The organism is Marinilabilia sp., from assembly GCF_016278715.1.
Lineage (GTDB): Bacteria > Bacteroidota > Bacteroidia > Bacteroidales > Marinilabiliaceae > Marinilabilia.
On sequence record NZ_JADQBH010000149.1, the window covers coordinates 1 to 21,436 of the forward strand.

A 21,436-nucleotide genomic window follows, 5' to 3' on the forward strand; every position below is an offset into this window, starting at 1 on the left:
GGCATCGTCTGCCGCAAGCGCAAATCCTTTGGCAGCGTCAACACTTTCCACAGTCCCCCATCTTTTTGTAAAAAGCCCGTGTGTTTCAAAATAGTTTGCAATAGAAAAAATTGCAGGACTGGCGGAAACACCATTCTCATCGATTGGGTAATATACATTGTTCCAGACTAAGAACTGAATGTATCTGTTTTTGAAGGTCTTCATGCGGTTGTAAGTGTAGGTGGCACCCATCCCATCATAATCCGTGAAATTGAAGTACAACTTTTGTTCTCCCTGGAAGTTGTATTCATTTTCATTAACCAGAGGATTAACGCCCCAGACATTTGCAAATCCGTTGATGTAGATCATTTCATCGAGGGTAATGGTCCCTGTCTTGTCCGATCCTGCAGCCAGACAAGCTGTTGCCAGGTCAAGAGGGTTGAAATTATAGGGTTCTTGCCCCAGGAATGCAAGCCGGTTTGGCCCGTCATCGGTTGGTTTAAATAACCATTTCAACAGGTATTGATAAAGAGCCATGTTCTCCCGCGGAGAATCTATGGTTTTTGTATATCGGGTCAATTCCCCTTCGCTCCAAAGGTCATAAGTGGAGGTTAATCTACCGCAGAAATCTAAAGTGATCACAGCGTTTGGAGCAGTAAGTGTTTTCATGGCTTCTTCAAAAGCCTGATCTAATACATCCTGTGGTGACCGGACAATGTTTAGTCTTCCAAATTCGACTGCAGTGGCCAATTCAGGAAACAAGAGTTCACCTTCTAAATCAAGTTCAAGTGGCAGGCCATTTGCATCAATAGGACGTACGTACCATTCTCCTTCAATTTCAATCATCTCAGGCTTCCCGTTTTCGTCTCGTAGCAGTACGTAAAGGTCTCCATAGTCTCCACCTCTGGAGGTTCCGCTTTCATCATTTTTTTTGATGTGAGGGTTCTGACTGGTATTCCCGTTTGCCCAGTCTGGTCTATCGCTATCGATGTCTTCATCGGCCCACATTCTGCCTTTTTGACAACCGCTGAGAATTGCCAAAATAAGCAAAAATGGAAAAAGTAATTTCTTCATTTTTCAAGTTTTTGTAAAATGGATTTTACCCTGTTAAGACCTAATTAATTGGTCGGAAAAAAACCGAAGAGTTGTTTCCGGAATTTGTGGGAAATCCTGAAAACAAGCGTTCATGAGATTCTTCTCTGCTGATCCCGGGAGAAATATTACAGCAGAAAATGTGCGCTTCATCAATAGAATTTAGATAAAAATGTCCTTTAAAACGACCTAGTGCAAAATAACCATAGGAACTTTATGTTTATAAATTTAAGGATATGCAACGCCGATATCAATATTATATCTGTTGGTTTTTAATACCAAAAACGTTGAGGAAACCTACCAATAATGGGTAAAGGATAATATTGTCTTCATTGTCCGCTAATGCATGGGTCGCTTTTGTCACGACACAGAAGACCTTCAGAACAGGCATACATCAATAAGGAAAGTACATCTTTGGCTCCTATTTTTCGCATGATATTTTTTCGATGTGTTCTGACAGTAGATTCGCTGATATGGAACGTCTGCGAAATTTGTTTTGGGGTTTTAAGTTCAATTAATGCATTTAAAATTTTTTTTTCTCTTCCAGTTAGATCGTTTTTGCCGTTGTTCTGGTGAGAATGGAGCTGATTGTTTAAGACTTCCGCGATTGAAGAACAAAAATACTTTTTATTTTGACTGACTTCATGCAACGCCATCATGAGGTTTTCCTGGCTACTGGTTTTGAGAACATAGCCATCAAGTCCCGAATCCAGTGTTTCATTTAACAAGGTATTTGTGCTTAGAAAACCTACCAGAATGACCTGATGACCTGAATTTTTGAGATTTCGGATAATCTCCAGAACGTCAGGATCCAGGTGTAATATTTCAAAAACAATCAGTGAAGGTCTGGTGAATTCAGGAATTGTGCCTTTCGTGACGGGAAAAACATGTTGGACTAAAAAAGGGTCACTTTGATTAATCAAAGATTGTAGGGCATCCCCCCATAATTGGTGACGGAACAATATATCAACCCTGATTTTCATATTAATTCTTTTTGAAACATTGAATTTGAGTTTCTTGACAAACAATATAATGTAAGACTTTTATTTCATAATTGCATCTTTTTTTAATGGGTTAAGAAGGAATGCTATCGCTTTGTGATAAGAGTGAGGCTTTAGTTTCACTTTTATTGTCAGGTGTGCCAATTCAAATTTGAAATTGCTAGTTTCATAAACCTTTTATTTCGGGATGTTAATATTTTCAGGTAGAAAAAATTATTACTTTTGTGATTCAAAATTGTTCCAAAAATCATAACCAATGCTTGATAAGATTAAAGATTTACTGGAAGAAGTAAAAAATATGACTGCCGAAACTGCCGAAGAGGCAGAACAACTGCGGATAAAATATATCAGTAAAAAGGGAATTATTCCCCAGCTTTTCAATGAGTTTAAAGATGTGCCAAACGACCAGAAGAAAGCTGTTGGGCAAGCCATTAACGAATTGAAAAATGCAGCCCAGGAATCTATCAATCAATTAAAGGAACAATTTGAGCAGTCTAAACTGACTTCCGGGGCTACCGATTTTACCTTGCCGGGAAGTGCCATGCCTTTGGGAACACGCCATCCGTTGTCGATTGTCCGCAATCAGATTGTTGAGATTTTCGACCGTATCGGTTTTTCTGTTGCTGAAGGACCTGAAATTGAAGACGACTGGCACGTGTTTGAAGCATTGAATTTTCCTCCCGAACACCCTGCACGGGATATGCAGGATACTTTCTTTATCAATCAGGATCCTGATATTTTGTTGCGTACCCATACTTCGTCCGTTCAGATTCGCACCATGGAGCACCAGAAACCTCCTATTCGTGCCATTTTTCCGGGACGGGTTTTTCGTAATGAGGCCATCTCCGCCCGCGCGCATTGTATTTTCCATCAGGTGGAAGGACTTTACATTGACAGGGATGTATCATTTGCTGATTTGCGTCAGACGCTGCTCTATTTTGCTAAAGAAATGTTCGGGCAGGATACGCAAATTCGTTTACGTCCGTCTTATTTCCCGTTTACCGAGCCATCGGCCGAGATGGATATTTCATGCACCCTTTGCGGCGGAGAAGGATGTAATATTTGTAAACACACCGGTTGGGTAGAGATTCTGGGATGCGGAATGGTTGATCCTGCTGTGTTGACCAATTGTGAAATTGACTCCGACGAATATACCGGCTTTGCTTTTGGTATGGGAATCGAACGCATTGCCATGTTGAAGTATCAAATTAACGACATCCGGCTTTTCTTCGAGAACGATGTACGCTTTCTGGAGCAGTTCAGGGCTGAATCGTAAATTGTAATTGCAGGAATAGGCGGACTAATGCGCTACTCTCTTTTTTGGAACAGTCTTTTTCGATTGGTAAACAATCTGGTTTTTTTGCTTACGGTAAATTAAAATACCATAACAATCTAGAAACCCGCATATCTTAGCAGATTTGCGGGTTTTGTTTTAACAGGTTTTATCCCTTCAGTTTCTTCACCATCGTTACAGATTCCTCATTCGACCTTACCACCTCAAATCCAAATTTCTGATATAGTTTGAAAGCATAATTTATTTTATCCACACTCAAAGACACTTTTTGGTACTTTAGAGTTTTTAGTTTTTCTAGAATAGCCAGAAATAAGCTGGTTCCAACTCCTTTTTTGCGGAATTTTTCATTTACCGACATACATAATTCAGGTGTTTCTGAATCCAAATAGCCAAAACCTTTTTCGCTTTCCGGAAAAATTCTTGACCAGACAGCTCCGATGAGAATTCCATTAGTCTCAGCGACCAGACAATGGTCGGTATCTTTTCCAAAACTCTTTATATAAGTGTTTAATTCCGGAATCTTGATAATAGTTTTATCAGGTCTTTCAACTCCTTCGGGAATAAATATGGCATCGTACAGAAAGCTTTCCAGAAGATGAATTTCTGTTGAGGCAATTTCGCGGATTCTAAATTTTTGATTCATCCGGGGCAATATACTGGTTTTTTACTTTTTCTTCCACTTTTTGAACCCTTGCCCCCATTTCTTCGTAACTTAATGAGCAGTTTAATATTGTGGACAGATGACCCGGACTTCTCAAATATTATTGGTGTGCGTTTTGTTTCTGTGGATTTCTGCAGAGAACTCTAATGCGCAGTACTTTGGGAAAAATAAACCTTCCTACCGGTCGTTTGATTTTTTGTTGTCGCAGACCGACCATTTTGATATCTATCATTATCTGGATGATTCTGCCCGGATCCGTCTGGTGGGTAGCCTGGCCGAACAATGGTATGGTTACCACCGGCAGATTTTGGTGGACACTTTTCGAACTCCGAGTCCTATTATCATGTATCGCAATCATGCCGATTTTCAGCAAACCACCGCTGTTATGGGTGATATTGGTGTGGGAACCGGTGGCGTAACGGAGGGGCTGAAACGACGGGTGATTTTGCCTTTCTCCTTTTCCGATTATCAGACTTCGCATGTGCTGGGGCACGAACTGGTTCATGCATTTCAGTATCATATTATTGAGGAGAGCAGTGATTTGAGCCTCGGTGCCATTTCCAGGGTGCCGTTGTGGATGATTGAGGGAATGGCCGAATACCTGTCTGTTGGCAACAGTGATGCCTACACATCTGTATGGATGCGTGATGCATTGCTAAGTAATAATTTTCCCACGCTGGATGAGTTGAGGAATTACTCCAAATATTCGCCATATAGGTTTGGCCAGGCTTTCTGGTCGTATATCGCCTCCCGATATGGAGAACAGTATATCCGCAGACTATTTGTTGCCTCCGCAACTCAGGGATATCAAAGTGCCATAGAAGAGCAACTGAGCATTACGGTTGATTCACTCTCTGCAGCCTGGAAAAGCTCCTTAATACGCCAGCTGGTTACAGCTGATGACAGTACTTATACGATGATTGGCCAACGGCTGTTTTCATCCGGGAATTCTGGAATGTTTAATCTTTCTCCCGCAGTGAGTCCTGATGGACAATTCATCGTATTTTTGTCGGAGAGAGATGTTTATTCGCTGGATTTGTTTTTGGCTGATGCCAGAACCGGAGAGGTTATTTCTAAAATATATACCAGTTCTCGCAATGCCGATATCGATGCTCTGGAATACACCGAAACTGCCGGCTCGTGGTCGCCTGACAATCGCTATTTTGCTTTTGTGGCTTATCAAAAGGGTAAATCTGTAATTTTGATTTATGATGTTCAAAAGAAGCAGGTTGACCGAACAATTTTTCAACCCGGACTTGATGCTGTCTCGGGACCGGCCTGGTCACCCGATGGCAACGGAATCGCTTTTAGCGGAATGATTAAGGGTGTCAGTAACCTCTGCTATTTTAGTTTGGCTGATAACGATTTTCAGTTTCTTACCCGGTCTTCACATGCAGCGATGCAGCCCGCCTGGTCGGCCGATGGGCAGTGGCTCTGGTATATTACTGATGAAGCAGAACCAGATCAATCCCTTTTCTTTCCCGGAAATTTCAATATTGCCCGTTTGAATATCGAAACCCTTGAAACATCCATATTCAATACATTTTCTGGTGCCAAAAACCTGAACCCCCTACCGGTGAATGCTGGTCAGGTTTTGTTTTTGTCAAATGTTAACGGGAGGCGCGACTTATATGCGCTGGATGTATCATCAGGAAACATAAAAAGGATAACCAATTATGCCACCGGAATCATGGGTATTACCGAAATGTCGCCCGCCCTGAGCATGGCGCGGGATACTCTTTACTATTCCATGCTTAAATCCGGAGAATTTCAGATAATTAAGGCTCCTTTGAAAGAATTATTACATCAGGGGCATCCTATTCCTTCTCAGTCCTTCGATTACAGAGCTGCCCGTTTGGCTCCTTATTCGGAGCAGTTTTCTATGGTTGACCAGAATCTTATTTATAGAGGTGTTCTTAATGGTGACGAAGAGGTAACCATGGAAAATGCTGAACCCCAAAGTAATTTCAAACTGGACTATGTGGGCAATATGGCGGCAGGAGTGATGACCGGCCGCTTTGGCACCGGTATGGCCGGAAGTATTGAGGCGCTTTTCAGTGATGTATTGGGGTATAATCTTCTTTATGGAGGGGTCAGCATTAACGGGGAGATATATGACTTTGGGGGGCAGGTGGCTTTGCTCAACCAGAAGCGGCGCATCAAAACAGGGGTAAGCCTCTCACATATCCCTTATAGGATGGGCTATTATTCTTATGAGGGAGAAGAGGAAGAGGAGGAGCTGGTCTATTTCAGCCGCCGTATTTTTCAGGACAAAGGGGCGGTGTTTTCTTATTTACCACTGAGCAGGAATACCCGAATAGAGTCCGGTGTTTCCATGGCCCGCTATAGCTACCGCTACGAGAAAATTGAAAATATCCGTTCCTACTATCCTACTTACAATGAAACGGGAAGGCGCATTGATGCTCCCAAAAGCTACTGGGTTGGAAGAGTGGATGCCGCCTATGTTTTTGATAATTCCCGCTCTGGCATAGCATCGCCGGTAGATGGCAGTCGTACTCGCTTTCAGGCAGAAAAATTTTTCAACGGGGTGGACGCTCATGCTTTTCTGCTTGATTTCCGTAGATATAAATTTGTTCGGCCCTTTAGTTTTGCTTATCGGTTGTATTATTACGGACGTCATGGTGCCGACCGCAATACCAGGCGTATGACCCGGTTGTTTGTAGGCTATCCATGGCTGGTCAGGGGCTATGATACGGGTGAATTTTATGTGGACAGCACTCAGAATCACGAGGGCATTGGCATCAAACATCTGATTGGAAACAATCTGCTTATCTCAAACCTCGAATGGCGTATGCCTTTTTCCGGCCCATTTGACTTTGCGTGGTTCCGTTCGTCCATCATTTTTTCAGAGCTGGCAGTGTTCGTTGATGCCGGCATTGCTTGGGACACAGAAAGCAGTCCTGTATTGGCATTCACTACGGATTCTGATGAGCGCAGAATCCCCGTCTTCAGTACTGGGATGTCGTTGAGGTTGAATTTTTTCGGGTTTATTGTGGTGGAGCCCTATCTCGCATTTCCCTATCACCAGAAACGCTTCTATAACGGTCAGTTTGGGTTCAATGTTTTTCCCGGTTGGTAAAAACGACCTCTAAAAAATTAACATCTCCCATAAATCAGTAGTCAATAAAATTTTTATCTTGCGGCTGTTTTGGCCTATTTAGAAAATCCTGATTTTTTTCTTTTTAAGGTTAAGTCAAGAATTGGAAAAATTAACGGGTTTTCGAATAGACGGGAGAGTGATTGATAGATAGCAGGTTGGAGGTGTGGGAGCTTATGAAGCGCTAATATTTCCGGTTGATTTTGGACCAGATACAGACTGAGAACAAAAACACATCAGAATCAGTATTTATAATTAACCATAAATCTTTAAACTATGTTGAATCCAGTATTTTGGCTTGTTCCTGTTGCTTCCTTGATAGCGCTGTTCTTTGCCTGGTATTTCTTCAAACAGATGATGAAGAATTCCGAAGGCAACGATACCATGAAAGAAATCGCCCGTCACGTACGTGATGGAGCCAATGCTTATCTTAGAAGTCAGTACAGGGTCGTTGCCCTCGTATTCGTGGTGTTGGTAATTTTGTTGGCTGTTTTGGCTTTTATGAAAGTTCAGAACCCGTTTGTACCCATCGCTTTTCTTACCGGTGGTTTTTTCTCGGGCCTTTGTGGTTATCTGGGTATGAAAACCGCCACTTATGCGTCAGCCCGTACTGCTGAGGGTGCCTCAAAATCTCTGAACCAGGGACTGAAAATTGCATTTCGAAGTGGTGCGGTTATGGGGTTGGTTGTTGTAGGTTTTGGCTTACTTGACATTGCTATGTGGTTTTGGTTTTTGAATGAAATTGTATTTACACCCGAAAATATGGTCACCGGGCTCGACTGGGCCGGGCTGACTTTTGTACATCCGGGCATTACCGAGAAAGAAAAGATGGTTGAGATTACCGTTACTATGCTGACTTTTGGTATGGGAGCATCTACCCAGGCACTCTTTGCCCGTGTGGGTGGTGGTATTTTTACCAAGGCTGCCGATGTGGGTGCCGACCTGGTTGGTAAAGTTGAAGCCGGTATTCCTGAAGACGATCCACGGAACCCTGCAACCATTGCCGATAACGTTGGTGACAATGTTGGAGATGTTGCCGGTATGGGCGCGGATCTTTATGAGTCTTATTGTGGTTCGATTTTGGCTACCGCCGCATTGGGAGCTGCCCTTCCGGCCCTCACGGGAACGGAGCAAATGCAGGTGGTTATGGCCCCTATGGTAGTGGCCGCGGTTGGTATTTTGCTTTCCATTGCCGGAATATTCCTGGTACGCACCAAGGAAACGGCTACCCAGAAAAATCTGCTTACTTCTCTGCTTTTGGGAACCGGAGGAAGTTCATTTATGATATTAGTAGCTCTGGCAGGATTGGTATATTTGAATTGGATTACCTGGGGCATTTTCGGTTCTGTAGTGGTTGGTCTGTTGGCCGGTGTCATTATCGGACAGGGAACAGAATACTTTACCTCCGATGAATATGCCCCCACTAAAGGGATAGCCCGCCAGGGATTGCAGGGGCCTGCTACAACCATTATTGAAGGTATTGCCGTTGGGATGTTCTCTACCTGGATTCCTGTTGTAACTATTGTTTTGGGGATTGTTGGTTCGTTTGCTTTTGCAGGTGGATTTGAAAACTTTGCCATGGGTGTTTATGGAATTGGTTTTGCAGCGGTGGGAATGCTTTCCACATTGGGAATCACTCTTGCGACTGATGCTTTTGGGCCTATTGCCGACAATGCTGGTGGGAATGCCGAAATGTCTGAGCTTCCTCCTGAAGTACGTGAGCGTACCGACGCCCTCGATATGCTTGGTAATACCACTGCCGCTACCGGTAAAGGTTTTGCAATAGGCTCGGCCGCGTTAACGGCAATGGCTTTGTTGGCTGCCTATATTGAAGAAGTGCGCTTGTGGCTCGGAAAACTGGCTAAAGCATCGACTGAAGGTATTCAGCAGGTAGGGGATTATATTTTCTATCTGAAAGATAACCCGGAGCCTATTGTGGAAAAGGGTCAGAAAGCCGTGGAGATTTCAGCTGCCGGTATTCGTGATTTTTCAGCTGCTTATGACTTGTCTCTTTTTAACCCGATGGTTTTGGGTGGTCTTTTTATTGGTGCTATGATGGCTTTTGTGTTTAGTTCAATGACCATGAAAGCTGTGGGGCGTGCTGCAGGTAAAATGGTTGATGAAGTTAGACGTCAGTTCAAGGAGATTCCCGGAATTATGGAGCGTAAGAGTAAGCCTGATTATGCCCGTTGTGTGGAAATATCAACCAAGGGCGCTCAGCGCGAAATGATTCTTCCTTCATTGCTTGCCATTGCCGTTCCTGTTGTTGTGGGACTTATTTTTGGCGTTCCCGGAGTGGTTGGTTTGCTGGCAGGAGGACTAACAGCCGGCTTTACGCTTGCTGTTATGCTCAACAATGCAGGGGGTGCCTGGGACAATGCTAAAAAATATATTGAAAAAGGAAATTTTGGAGGTAAGAACAGCGAAGCACACCACGCCGGTGTTGTTGGTGATACTGTTGGAGACCCCTTTAAGGATACTTCCGGCCCTTCTCTAAACATTCTCATCAAATTGATGACCATGGTTTCTGTGGTAATGGCTGGTCTTACTGTGGCTTTCTCTATTTTTTAATAAAAATATTAAACCATATAAGGCATTTAAGATTTATAATTGTCCTGTTGGTTTTAAAGGAATGTTACAGAAATTATTTCTGATATAAATAAAAAGGTACATCTTTGGGTGTACCTTTTTTCATGGAAAAAAAATGACCTACTTCGAAGACATACTCAAGGCCCGTGAGCGCATAGCTCCCTTCATCACGCGTACTTCGGTGATTACCAGCGATTCGCTCAACCGGATGCTGGATGCAGAGATCTGGTTTAAGCTGGAGAATCAGCAAAAGGCCGGGGCTTTTAAATTTAGGGGTGCAACCAATGCTGTGCAAAATCTCAGCGAAAAGGAAGCCCGTAAGGGAGTGGCCACCCACTCTTCAGGTAACCATGCTGCTGCACTTGCTCTGGCAGCTAAGAACCGGGGTATTCCGGCCTATATTGCGATGCCCGAAAATGCCCCCGAAGTGAAAGTGGAGAATGTTAAAAAATTTGGCGGTCAAATCACTTTTTGTAAACCTATTCTTCAGGCACGGGAAGATACACTGTATGAAGTTACTGCTAAAACCGGAGCTGTTTTTATTCCACCCTACGATTGTTATGATGTAATTTGCGGACAGGGAACGGCAGCAATGGAGCTCATTGAGGAAGCCGGTCTTTTTGATGTCCTGATGACTCCTGTGGGAGGGGGCGGATTGCTTAGTGGGAGTGCGATTGCCACAAAAAATATATCTCCGGAGACACTCGTTATTGCCGGAGAACCATTGGAGGCTGATGATGCCTGCCGATCATTGAAAGCGGGGAAAATAATTCCGTCAGACAATCCGAAGACCATTGCCGACGGGTTGAAAACTTCTTTGGGGAAAATCAACTTTGAGATAATTTCTCAGTATGTGGATGAAATTCTTACCGCAAGGGAATATTCTATCAGAGCTGCAATGGTTTTACTGCGCAAACAGGGAGGTATTCTTGCTGAGCCATCTTCGGCAGTGCCTTTGGCAGCCATCACCGAAAACAGAGAAATGTTCAGAGGGAAAAAGATTGGGATGATTATCAGTGGTGGAAATATCACGGAAACCTTGTTTCGGAAACTCACGAAGGGGTTGTAACAAATTTAACTGGCAGTTAATAATATCAGGTTCATCCTGTGCTATGCCTTAAAGAAGTGGACTGAAGAGGCGTGCAAAGGATTCTTTCACTTTTTCTACAGGTGACCTGTCAACCCACTCAGGCAGCAATACTATTTCACTGTCTGCCTGATCCTGAAGAAATGTCTTTTTCATTTCTATCGCCGTGGGTTTGTCATAGATGAAAGCGGTGGCTTCAAAATTTTGTTCAAAACTTCGAAAATCCATATTGGCCGAGCCTACAATACTGATTCGGTCATCCGAAACCAGTGTCTTGCAATGTAAAAATCCTTTTTGATAGAAATGTATCTCAACACCGGCCTCCAGCATTTCTCTAATGTAAGAGCGGGAGCAGAGCAGTGTGATAAAGGCATCGCTTTTTTCAGGGATGATAATGCGTACATCCACACCGCTGAGCGCTGCTATTTTCAGTGCAAGCAGCACCCCTTCACTGGGCATGAAATAGGGCGTGGCGATAAAGACGTAATCTTTGGCGGTAACGATGGTCTGGAAGATGCCCATCATAATTCCGGGCCAGTCGGAGTCCGGGCCACTGGCAACAATCTGTATTACTTTGTTGCTGACCGGTTTGTTTTGGGGAAAATATTTGGGATCCGACAGTTCTGTCTGGCTCACAAAATACCAGTCAATCAGAAATACACTTTGCAGGCTGTTTACCGCATCACCCTCAATCAAAATATGGGTGTCGCGCCAGATTCCGTAAGAGTCGATATCTCCATCCTTATATCGGTCGGCGATGTTGTAGCCTCCAATGAAACCCACATGACCGTCTATTACAACGATTTTTCGGTGATTTCGGTAATTAACTTTACTGGTGAACAACGGAAAGTGTACCTGTAAAAAGCTATAAACTTCAATTCCTGCATTCCGCATCTCTTCAAAGAACGGTCTTTTCAACTCCCAGCTGCCTACATCATCTACAATGAGTCTGACTTCGATGCCGCGGCGGGCCTTGTCTTTCAAAATTTCTTTAACCTGATTGCCAATTTTATCTTCGGCAAATATGTAATACTGCAAATGGATAAAGTGTTCTGCTTTTTTCAGTTCCCGGATAAGGGCTTCAAATTTATCTGTGCCGTTGTGCAGAAAGGTTACCTCATTCCCGGTGGTTACCACCGCACTGCTATTGTTGAGCAATAATCGCACAATTCCGGTTGGCTCACGGGCGATATCATCCCCCCCCATACTGCCATCAGCCAGTTGGGTGATTTGTGAATGAGCAAGATAATTGATTCGGTGGTGGTTGCGCAGACCTTTACGGGCAATTATTTTTTCTTTGCGAAAGTTCTGACCAAAAAAAATGTATAAAATGAAACCCAATCCAGGAAGCATCAGGAGCACCAAAACCCAGGAGATGGTTTTCAACGGACTGCGGTTCTCAAGCACAATCAGAATAACCACCACCAGAATGCTGACCGCGTATCCTGCCAGAATAAAAGGCAAAATGTTGTTGGCAAAAAAGGAGTTCAACAGATTAATTATTTACAATTCATTCAACAGATATTATTTATACGTCTGCTTAGGCTCTTTGGTTATGTCACAAAATGGGTTTTTTTATGTTTTCATAAGTGGTGGCTCGGTTTCGTCTCTGCCCTTGGCTTTCAACGAGTCCGGCACTCCTGCTTCCGTCTGTTTTTGGGCTCCTGAGAGCTACGAGCCATGAGCTAATAGCTAACCCATTTTTTCTTATATGCTTCAAAACCTTTTATCTAACCTAAGATAACGTTTTGTTTCGGTAAATAAACAAACGGCTGTTGCCAAACTTTTCCCATGCATCAGGTTTTTGCCTGATTTTCGGTGCTTCAATTCCCGAAATAAACCATTTTTCACCGACAAATACGCGTGCTTCGTCCCACAAACCGGCATCAGTAAAAGCATTGAGCAATATCCCGCCGCCTTCGACCATGACTGATTGAATGCCTCTTTGATAAAGTTCTTCCAGGACAGCCAATAATGGATTTTCACTGTCGGTTAGATAAACGGTCTCAACATTTTCAGAAACCGGGGTGCCTTCTTCTGAAAATACCAGAGTAGGAGTCTTTCCGTTGAAAAGGGTGAGTGTATGCGGTAATTTTCCAAAGCGGTCCAGTACAAGACGCAACGGATGAGGGCCCGACCAGTTACGGACAGTCAGCGATGGATTGTCTTTGAGCGCAGTGACTGTTCCAACCAGGATGGATGGCTCAGTGCTACGCCACTTGTGTACCATTCGTCGCGCCCATTCGTCGGTAATCCAGGTTGGACGGGTTTCGTCCAAAACTGTACGGTCAATGTCCAGATAGCCGTCTCGCGTCTGAGCCCATTTTAGTAAAATATAGGGACGTTTTTGTTCGTGAAAAGTAAAGAACCGACGGTTGAGCTCCCGGGCTTCCTGTCCCAGCACTCCTATAGTTACGTCCACTCCGGACGATCGAAGCATCTCAATGCCGCGGCCTGCAACTTTGGAAAAGGTATCGGTGCAGCCTATCACTACACGTGGAATTTTTTTCTGACGGATGAGCAGGGAACAGGGCGGCGTTTTTCCGTAGTGGGCACAAGGCTCAAGATTAACATACAAAGTTGCGTCGCGGAGTAAGGATTTATCCTTAACAGAATTGATGGCATTCACTTCGGCATGGGACTCTCCGGCTTTCCGGTGATATCCTTCTCCGATAATTTTTCCGTTATGCACAATGACACTCCCAACCATGGGATTGGGATAGGTATTGCCTTCCGCTTTTTTTGCCAGGTCTATGCATCGCTGCATATATATTTTGTCTTGGCTTTGTGCTTTCATGTTTCTATTTTTACATTTTCAAACCAGTAATCATGCAACCAACCGTAAAAGATACCATCCGTCAATTCAGAGAAGAACTTTCACAAATTTACAACGTGCATGAAGCCTTTCAGTTTGTCTGGCTCATCTTTGATCACCTTCACGGCTGGTCAAAAACCGATATGATGCTTCGTGATGATACAAAATTAACCGTTTCTGACCACTTATTTGTTCAAAAGGCGTTGGAAAGATTAAAAATCCACGAGCCTATTCAATATATTCTGGGAGAAACGGAGTTTTTTGGGCTCCCTTTTGAAGTCAATTCGTCAGTTTTAGTGCCCCGTCCCGAAACGGAGGAGTTGGTGGAATGGATAATAGAAAGTGTAAAGCCGGGCAAGACGGTACGTATTCTTGATATTGGTACCGGCAGCGGATGTATTGCTATTGCTCTTGCCAAACACCTGTCCGGGGCTTCTGTTACAGCTTGGGATGTTTCACCCGAAGCATTGGAGGTTGCTAAAAAAAATGCGGGTAGAAATGAGGTGTCTGTTTCTTTTGAGCAAAAAGATGTATTACAGGTTACTGCGGAAGAAATGGAACAATTCGACATTTTCGTGAGTAATCCTCCTTATGTCCGGGACTCGGAAAAGGAGTTGATGAAAGAAAATGTGCTGAACTATGAACCCCATCTGGCACTTTTTGTGGAAGACAGCGACCCTTTGCTGTTTTATCGGAAAATAACGGAGCTGGCCGCAAAAAGTTTGGCCGTCAATGGATTGTTGTTCTTTGAAATCAATCGTGACATGGGACAGAAAACATTGAGACTTCTCGCCGAAATAGGGTTTCGTGAAATGGAACTTCGAAAAGATTTGTCAGGAAATTCCCGTATGCTCAAAGCTTGTGGCCCTGCCTGAAATCTCCAGAAATGCATTGGAAGCATCAATCATGTCTTCCATGAACCGGTTAAATTGTTGGGACAACTCTTCATAATGATTTTCCAGTTGCTTTAAAGCAAAATCAGTATGGTCGGGAAGAGATGAATTTGCCGACATGATTCGTAATGTTCGTTCCACTCCTTCAAATGACTGATAGTTTTCCAGGCGCCGGCTTTTTATCAGAAAAGGTAAAAATTGTTTTACTCTGGGGGGCAAAACGAAATAATGCCGCATTAGAGTCAGGTGGGCTTTGTTCACGAAATGTTCCAGTGATTGGCCGGAATACCTGTTCCAGTGAACAGCCAAAAGGTGATCGTAGATAATGTCTCCAACTACACCGGCATATCGACGATAACCATCTCTGAAAATACCGGCACTTTCGCGAAATACCGGATGGGCATCAGTATATGAATCGATATGCCTGTGTAAAAGAATTCCTGTCTGCACACCACTCGAGTAGCGTGTGTATCGGCGTCCTTTCACATGGTCGCCAATAAAGTTACCAACCATTACCCGGGGATCGTCATTCGATAAGTATAAGTGTGCGAGATAGTTCATGTTTCTTCAACAGTACAGTAGGACTTTTGTTTTTAATTTGGAAAATAGTGGCTTGTTCAGGAATGATTTGACGTCGTGTTCCTTAGGTGTGATGTTTCTATGGCTTAATTATTTTACTTTTGAGCCCGAACCACAATTAAATAGAGAGAATTTTTGTTATTTCTAGTAATTGGGGATTTAGTTGTTTTTTATTTTTAATGGCTTCTCCAAAGGGTGTTAGTACAACTTTGTTGTTGGCCAAACCTACCATCACATCTTTCTGTTCGTTGCGCAACGATTCAATGGCTGAAACGCCTAGCCTGCTGGCAATAACACGGTCGAAAGCCGATGGTGATCCCCCCCGCTGAATATGTCCCAGGATAGTTACCCGCACATCGTATTCGGGATGATCTTTTCCAACCTGTTCGGCAATTTTTAGAGCTCCTCCAATTTCATCTCCTTCCGATACCAGAACAATACTACTGGTTTTCTTTTTACTAAAACCTGTTTGCAGAAAAAGTTCCAGCTGATCGAAATTGGTTTTGATTTCGGGAACCAAAATGGCCTCGGCGCCGGATGCAATGCCACTTCGTAGTGCTAAAAAGCCGGCATCCCTACCCATTACCTCAATGAAGAACAGCCGACTATGGGCGGTTGCAGTGTCCCGGATTTTGTCCACAGCCTCTATCACTGTGTTCAGTGCCGTGTCGTACCCTATGGTGTAATCCGTACCAAAAAGGTCGTTGTCAATGGTTCCTGGGATTCCCACAATCGGCAAATTGTTCTCTTCGCCAAAAATGCGCGCTCCGGTAAAAGTGCCGTCTCCGCCGATTACTACCAATGCGTCAATTCCTCGGGTCTTTAGGTTTTTAAGCGCTTTTTTGCGACCTTCTTCTGTTCTGAAATCCATGCTACGAGCCGACTTGAGCATAGTGCCTCCTAAATGGATGATGTTACTTACTGAATTGGACTGCAACTCTTCCATGTCGTCATCAATCATCCCCTGGTAACCACGCTTTATGCCGAAAACCTTCAGGTTGTAATAGATGCAGCCTCGCACGACTGCGCGAATGGCTGCATTCATCCCGGGGGCATCGCCCCCTGAGGTTAATACGCCTACAGTTTTTATGGAATTCATAATTTCGTAATTTTAATTATTTAAAACGTTCTGATTTTTTCCGCCACTTTCTCCATCAACCATACAGGGGTTGAAGTAGCTCCACATACTCCTGTGCTTTTGGGGCCGGAGGCAAACCACAAGGGTTGTAAATCATCGGGACTGTTGATGAAATGTGTCTGAGGGTTGATGGCAAAACAGGCCTGATAAAGCGATCGGGCATTGCTGCTTTTGGCGCCACCCACAAAAATCACCACTTCGTGTTTGCGGGCAAATTCTTGTAAATGAGGGGTGCGGTTGGATACCTGACGACAAATCGTATCGTTAATTTTTACTTCAACATCCCCCAGAGCTCTTCGTTTTATGGCTTCAGCTATTAATTTAAAGACCTCAGGACTTTTGGTGGTTTGCGAAAACAAAACTACCGGTTTGTTCGGGTCAAGAAGCCTTACATCTTCCTCTTTCTCCAGAATGATGGCCTCATGGTTGGTTTGCCCCGAGAGTCCTTTAACTTCTGCATGTCCAATTTTCCCGTAAATGGCAATTTGACCGTTTTTCTCTTTCATTTCCTCGTATGCGGCACGTACTTTCTGTTGTAATTTTAGCACCACCGGACAAGTGGCATCTATCAGTTTCAGACCATTTTTCCTGATTTTCTGATACGATTCGGGCGGCTCTCCATGGGCCCTGAAAAAAACTGTCCCTTCCTTCATCTTCTCCAAATCTTTGTGGTCGATGGTTTGCATCCCTTTTTTGCTGAGGCGACCCACCTCCAGGTCATTGTGGACTATGTCGCCCAGAGAATAAATGGTGCCGTTGCTGCCAATCTCTTCTTCTGCTTTTGAAATAGCGCGCACTACCCCGAAACAAAATCCCGATTTGTCATCTATCTCAACGTGGAGAGGTTGTTCGTTCTTTGTGTTTGCAGAAGGATCCATGAAAGTAGAATGTTTCTAAAGATGATTGGTTCAGAAAAAAATATTTTGGAGAATTGGGTTGAAGTAGTTCTCAACTTATTTTTATTTCAAGTTCTGTAAACTGCTTCAAAACTGACTCCCATTTCTGTAAGTTCGTCAAGTATCCAGTCGAGTTGCTCCTTTTGGGAAAGATGGCTGTTGTCCAGCACTACTGCATCCGCTGCCTGTTTGAGCGGACTTTCCTTGCGAGTGCTGTCCATCTGGTCTCGGTCTTTTACATTTTTCAGAACCTCCTTGAACGATGGGTTTTGACCTTTGGCTTTCATCTCGTTGAATCGACGTTGCGCTCTGATTTCAGGTTCAGCGGTCATGAAAATTTTCAAGTCTGCATTTGGAAAAACTACGGTACCTATGTCGCGCCCGTCAAGTACCACACCCCCTTTTTCTCCCATTAATTGTTGCAGTTCCACCAATCTCTTTCTTATAAACCCCAGTGCACTAACCTGGCTCACGTTGTTGCTTACTTCAAGGTTTCTGATCTCTTCCTCTACCTTCTTGCCATTGAGCCAAGTGTCGTTGGTTCCTTTGTTCAGATTTGTGCGAAAGCGGATGTCAATTTCATCAAGTGAAGCTTTTAAGCCTTCTTCATCAATTTTCCCATCCGCAATAAGGTTGTTCTGGAGTGCATATAGCGTAACAGCCCTGTACATCGCCCCTGTGTCGATGTAGGCAATCTTCAGCAGCCGGGCCAAGTCTTTGGACACTGTACTTTTACCACAGGATGAATGCCCGTCGATGGCAATTATCAGGTCGTGAATATTTTTATTCATAATTTATTTTTAGAAGTGCCTTACAAAGATAGTGATAATGAGAAGAAATTAAGGCCGAGCTCCCGGTCGAAGACTCTCAACCCAAAACTCAAAACTCCGAGATATTCGTAGTAATCGAGAAATGATTGGAGGAGGAAGCCAGATGATACCTTGCCGAACTGTAGGCGAAATGGAATTTATAGACTCTGAAGCCAAATCCCCAGGAGTAGCCTGTCGTTGAGACTTTTGAATCGACTTTTAGTTCCTGACGGCGTCGGGGATTCAATCCGGCAGCCACATAAAAATTCCTGGATGGAAGAAACTCTACGCCAAAAACAAGGTGTCGCAGTAGCTGGTCTCCAAAACCAGCATTGGCACTTTCGGGCTGTGGAACGTTGATTCCGTAGTCGTTTTCAGGTACTTCATAATCCAGCGAGCCGGAAAGTAAGTCGCGGGCGGTTAGGGAAAACCGGAATGGAGCATGGGCCAGTTGTGTGGAAAATCCCACCTGCAAGTCGGGAGGCAGTGATTCTGCTGACGCTGCGCCGTAGGAGCTGATTTGTCGGCCGGCGTTTCTCAGCAATGCACCGGCATGAAACCGCCCGTTGGGATGATTGTAATGCACGCCCGCATCGAATGCTAACCCCCAGGAATTATAGGTCTCGATGGTGCTGAAAACCGGCTTGAAGGTTAGCCCGGCAGTCAGTCGGGGAGATAATTTTTTTGAATAGCCCAGAAAAACAACCGTTTCTGAAGCACCGAAACTTCCCTGAGTTTCTCCGTTCTCATCAGCCATAATTATATCTCCATATCCCAAATGATTGATGCCGCCAAAGAAAGTTCCCGTTCCGGGCAGGTTGTAGGCAAAACTTCCATAACCGTAATTAATGTCTGCGATATAGGGAGAGAAACCAAGCGATACATTTTTATGAAGTGAAGAATCGGCCAGAGCAGGATTGAATAAAGCCAGCGATGGGTCATTGTCGGAAAGAGCTACCTGGTGTCCTCCCAGAGCATTCATCCGGGCCGAGGGCGTCAGATGCAAAATTCCGAACAAGGACTCCCCGCCCTGCTGGGCAGAAATAGAGCCGGATATCAGTAAAAAAGTGAAAACAGAGGATAATATTTTAAGTCCCATTGGCTGATATATCTGGTATGCTCAAAAAACAAACGGCTTGAACAATTGGTTTATTGTCAGCAAAATTAGAATAAATCGGAGAAATTGGGATAAAATAAGGAATTCAGGTTAAAGACTTCCTTTTAGCCTTTCCACAATCTCCAGAACAGCAGGACAAACCAGGGTATTGCGCCAGGTGAGTTTCAATATCTGATGAAAACGTGCCCGGTCGGTATGTGGATATTCTCTGCAGGCCCGGGGACGAACTTCGTAAATCGTGCAGTAATTGTCGGGCATCAGAAAGGGACAAGGGGTTTCACGAAACACATAATCGCCGTCGTCATCCAGGTGAAGATATTGCTCTATCATCAGTGACGGCTTCATCTTCAGGTGCTTTGCGATGCGGTCAATGTCTCGGTCAATGACAATGGGACTGGTGGTTTTGCAGCAGTTGGCACACTTCAGACAGTCAGTGTGATCGAAAGCGTCGTGGTGTAGTTGATGAACTACATCATCCAGATTTTTTTGTTTCCGGCGATGCAGTTTCTCCAGTAACGCTTTGTTAGCCCTGGAGCGGTTTTGAGATTCCTCTTTGAATTTTTCTAAATCCATGATTTTCCTTATGTGCCTTGGGATTGTGCCGAGATCACTTGCCGCTTTAAACTTGTTCTTTTGCCCTTTAACTTTCTTGAAAATCCATCAAACAGCTCGCTATTCGCAGTATTTTTAAGTCGGTAAAGAGCAAAATAACTTCGTTAAATCTGTGATTTTATTTCATTACAAACCCTTAAATGTTTTTAAATCTGCAAATATTAAAAGATTTTTTGTAAAACAAGTTGTCCTTTTTATCTTAGTGCTGAATATTAAACATCTAACCTATTTTTATGAAAACCTACCGAATTTTCCTGTTAACATCAATCGGCGCATTGTTTTTAGGAGTGGCATTTTTCTTGTCGATTTTGTGGATTACTTATGGCTGGGAGGAAGCCACAGACTCTTTTGATAGTATGATAATAGCCGTTGCAATTACGGCTGTTGTGATCTCTTTTTTTTACAGGAGAAAATTAAAATATCTTGATTCCGATGAAAGAACACCTCCCGTTTTTAAGGACACCAGTCACCGAGAGGTTGGCATTGATGCCGATCGTTTTGACTTCGAACAATTTCTGCAGTTGGCAGGTGAGAACCATATTATTACCGGCAAGGGAGAAAATACATTGAAATTGAGACGAAAATTTACTATGTTGTCTTGGGGCGCCGGCGCTTTTTTAAAATATGATAAGGACAACAGCAAAATTGATATTCACTATTTTCCGATATCGGGCTATACGAGTTATGGTTCAAGGGCTGTTAGGAAGATGGATAAGGTTGTTGAGGAATTGATTCGCCGCTCTTTAAAGTCGTAGAAAACGTCTAAAATACTTCCTAATGTTTCCTGATTTGCCGAATTTACTGTAATTTTGTGAAAGACGGGCCCGGTATTTGTGATGGGTGAGTTCGTCCTTTTAAACGGAATCAGGGAATGTTAAAACAGAGTTTACAACAGAAATTACTGCAAAAGCTTTCACCTCTTCAAATTCAGGTGATTAAGCTTTTAGAAATTCCTACTACTCAGCTGGAGCAGCGAATTAAAGAGGAGATGGAAGAAAACCCTGTGCTTGAACTTGAGCGTGATTCTCATGACCCTGATGAAGAAGATACCAGTACCGAAACAGACAGCGAAAAAGATGAGATGTCTATTGATGCCTATATTCAGAATGAAGATATTCCGGCATATAAGTTAAGCTCCCGCAACTTTTCAAAAGACGATAAGCAGGAAGATGTACCTTTTTCGTCGGGTACAACTTTTCATGAACACCTTGTGAGTCAGATGGGTCTGAGAATTATGAATGAACGTGAGGCCCTGATTGCTGAATATATCATTGGAAACATTGATGAAGACGGCTACCTTAGAAGAGAAGTGGATGAGGTGATTGATGATTTGGCTTTTGCCCAAAATGTGGAGGTGGATGAAAAGGAGGCACTGGATGTTTTGCGCATGGTTCAGGATTTTGATCCTCCCGGAGTCGGTGCACGCGACCTGAGAGAATGTCTGCTTTTGCAACTCGACCGCAAAAACCATGACGACCCAATGGTGGCGAAAGCCCATCATCTGATAAAGCATCATTTCGATGAGTTTACACGGAAACATTACGATAAAATTGAGAAGCGGATGCACCTGGAAGACGGGGAACTCAAGGATATTCTGGAAGAGGTGCTGCATCTTAATCCCAAGCCGGGAAGTTCATACAGCAATCCGGTAACCAAAACGGTTCAGCATATTATTCCCGATTTTATTCTGGATGTGGAAGACGGCAAACCCAACTTGTCATTGAACAACCGGAATGTACCCGAACTGCGGATCAGC

The 21,436-nt window shown here is 43.7% G+C and carries 17 protein-coding genes and 1 pseudogene; 7 read left to right on the forward strand and 11 right to left on the reverse strand.

Annotation, left to right across the window (positions count from 1 at the left end; genetic code table 11):
• Together QZZ43_RS09615 and QZZ43_RS09620 are read right to left on the reverse strand one after the other, a co-directional pair.
• Positions 1 to 1,053 (reverse strand): membrane lipoprotein lipid attachment site-containing protein (locus QZZ43_RS09615; RefSeq protein WP_291858341.1); only part of this gene is annotated, 1,053 nt, incomplete at its 3' end.
• Positions 1,054 to 1,400: 347 nt separating this feature from the next.
• Positions 1,401 to 2,054: a response regulator transcription factor gene (locus tag QZZ43_RS09620; protein ID WP_291858343.1), complete on the reverse strand. Its 654-nt coding sequence runs from the start codon at positions 2,052 to 2,054 to the stop codon at positions 1,401 to 1,403.
• 274 nt (positions 2,055 to 2,328) lie between these two features.
• Here QZZ43_RS09620 and QZZ43_RS09625 point away from each other — a divergent pair, with 274 nt between their 5' ends.
• Positions 2,329 to 3,348: a phenylalanine--tRNA ligase subunit alpha gene (locus QZZ43_RS09625; RefSeq protein WP_291858346.1), complete on the forward strand. Its 1,020-nt coding sequence runs from the start codon at positions 2,329 to 2,331 to the stop codon at positions 3,346 to 3,348.
• Positions 3,349 to 3,514: 166 nt separating this feature from the next.
• Here the strand turns inward: QZZ43_RS09625 and QZZ43_RS09630 are convergent, their stop codons facing one another.
• Positions 3,515 to 4,009, reverse strand: coding sequence for a GNAT family N-acetyltransferase (locus tag QZZ43_RS09630; protein ID WP_291858348.1), 495 nt, complete (start codon positions 4,007 to 4,009; stop codon positions 3,515 to 3,517).
• A gap of 97 nt (positions 4,010 to 4,106) precedes the next feature.
• Between QZZ43_RS09630 and QZZ43_RS09635 the strand changes: the two genes are divergently transcribed.
• The 3 genes from QZZ43_RS09635 to QZZ43_RS09645 all read left to right on the forward strand — a co-directional run bounded on the left by QZZ43_RS09635 (position 4,107) and on the right by QZZ43_RS09645 (position 10,803).
• Complete coding sequence (locus QZZ43_RS09635; RefSeq protein ID WP_291858350.1) at positions 4,107 to 7,127, forward strand: basic secretory protein-like protein; 3,021 nt, start codon at positions 4,107 to 4,109, stop codon at positions 7,125 to 7,127.
• A gap of 294 nt (positions 7,128 to 7,421) precedes the next feature.
• Positions 7,422 to 9,716 (forward strand): sodium-translocating pyrophosphatase, encoded by a 2,295-nt coding sequence (locus QZZ43_RS09640; protein ID WP_291858353.1) that lies wholly within the window; start codon positions 7,422 to 7,424, stop codon positions 9,714 to 9,716.
• Between the two features lie 133 nt (positions 9,717 to 9,849).
• On the forward strand, positions 9,850 to 10,803 hold the full coding sequence (locus QZZ43_RS09645) for a pyridoxal-phosphate dependent enzyme (protein WP_291858354.1): 954 nt from the start codon (positions 9,850 to 9,852) through the stop codon (positions 10,801 to 10,803).
• Between the two features lie 48 nt (positions 10,804 to 10,851).
• Here QZZ43_RS09645 and cls read toward each other — a convergent pair whose 3' ends face one another.
• Together cls and ribD are read right to left on the reverse strand one after the other, a co-directional pair.
• Positions 10,852 to 12,312, reverse strand: a complete 1,461-nt coding sequence (gene cls / locus QZZ43_RS09650; protein ID WP_291858356.1) for a cardiolipin synthase — start codon at positions 12,310 to 12,312, stop codon at positions 10,852 to 10,854.
• A gap of 244 nt (positions 12,313 to 12,556) precedes the next feature.
• Positions 12,557 to 13,618, reverse strand: coding sequence for a bifunctional diaminohydroxyphosphoribosylaminopyrimidine deaminase/5-amino-6-(5-phosphoribosylamino)uracil reductase RibD (ribD, locus tag QZZ43_RS09655; protein WP_291858358.1), 1,062 nt, complete (start codon positions 13,616 to 13,618; stop codon positions 12,557 to 12,559).
• 32 nt (positions 13,619 to 13,650) lie between these two features.
• Between ribD and prmC the strand changes: the two genes are divergently transcribed.
• Positions 13,651 to 14,511 carry a peptide chain release factor N(5)-glutamine methyltransferase gene (gene prmC, locus QZZ43_RS09660; protein ID WP_291858359.1) on the forward strand — a complete coding sequence of 287 codons (861 nt, stop codon included), beginning with the start codon at positions 13,651 to 13,653 and terminating at the stop codon, positions 14,509 to 14,511.
• Here the strand turns inward: prmC and QZZ43_RS09665 are convergent.
• From QZZ43_RS09665 to QZZ43_RS09690, 6 genes are all read right to left on the reverse strand, one after another.
• Positions 14,470 to 15,090: an ACP phosphodiesterase gene (locus QZZ43_RS09665; RefSeq protein WP_291858362.1), complete on the reverse strand. Its 621-nt coding sequence runs from the start codon at positions 15,088 to 15,090 to the stop codon at positions 14,470 to 14,472. The genes prmC and QZZ43_RS09665 overlap by 42 nt on opposite strands.
• 136 nt (positions 15,091 to 15,226) lie before the next feature.
• A complete protein-coding gene (gene pfkA, locus QZZ43_RS09670; protein ID WP_291858364.1) occupies positions 15,227 to 16,207 on the reverse strand; it encodes a 6-phosphofructokinase in 981 nt (326 codons plus the stop codon).
• Between the two features lie 20 nt (positions 16,208 to 16,227).
• A complete protein-coding gene (locus tag QZZ43_RS09675; protein WP_291858366.1) occupies positions 16,228 to 17,124 on the reverse strand; it encodes a 4-hydroxy-3-methylbut-2-enyl diphosphate reductase in 897 nt (298 codons plus the stop codon).
• A gap of 86 nt (positions 17,125 to 17,210) precedes the next feature.
• Positions 17,211 to 17,933 carry a (d)CMP kinase gene (gene cmk, locus QZZ43_RS09680; protein WP_291858368.1) on the reverse strand — a complete coding sequence of 241 codons (723 nt, stop codon included), beginning with the start codon at positions 17,931 to 17,933 and terminating at the stop codon, positions 17,211 to 17,213.
• An 88-nt stretch (positions 17,934 to 18,021) separates the two neighbouring features.
• Positions 18,022 to 19,050 carry a type IX secretion system protein PorQ gene (porQ, locus tag QZZ43_RS09685; RefSeq protein ID WP_291858371.1) on the reverse strand — a complete coding sequence of 343 codons (1,029 nt, stop codon included), beginning with the start codon at positions 19,048 to 19,050 and terminating at the stop codon, positions 18,022 to 18,024.
• A 108-nt stretch (positions 19,051 to 19,158) separates the two neighbouring features.
• On the reverse strand, positions 19,159 to 19,641 hold the full coding sequence (locus QZZ43_RS09690) for a YkgJ family cysteine cluster protein (protein ID WP_291858374.1): 483 nt from the start codon (positions 19,639 to 19,641) through the stop codon (positions 19,159 to 19,161).
• A 272-nt stretch (positions 19,642 to 19,913) separates the two neighbouring features.
• Between QZZ43_RS09690 and QZZ43_RS09695 the strand changes: the two genes are divergently transcribed.
• Together QZZ43_RS09695 and QZZ43_RS09700 are read left to right on the forward strand one after the other, a co-directional pair.
• Entirely contained in the window at positions 19,914 to 20,435 is a 522-nt protein-coding gene (locus QZZ43_RS09695; protein ID WP_291858376.1) for a hypothetical protein, read from the forward strand.
• Between the two features lie 116 nt (positions 20,436 to 20,551).
• Positions 20,552 to 21,436 (forward strand): annotated as a pseudogene (locus QZZ43_RS09700) (RNA polymerase sigma-54 factor); the annotation flags it as partial.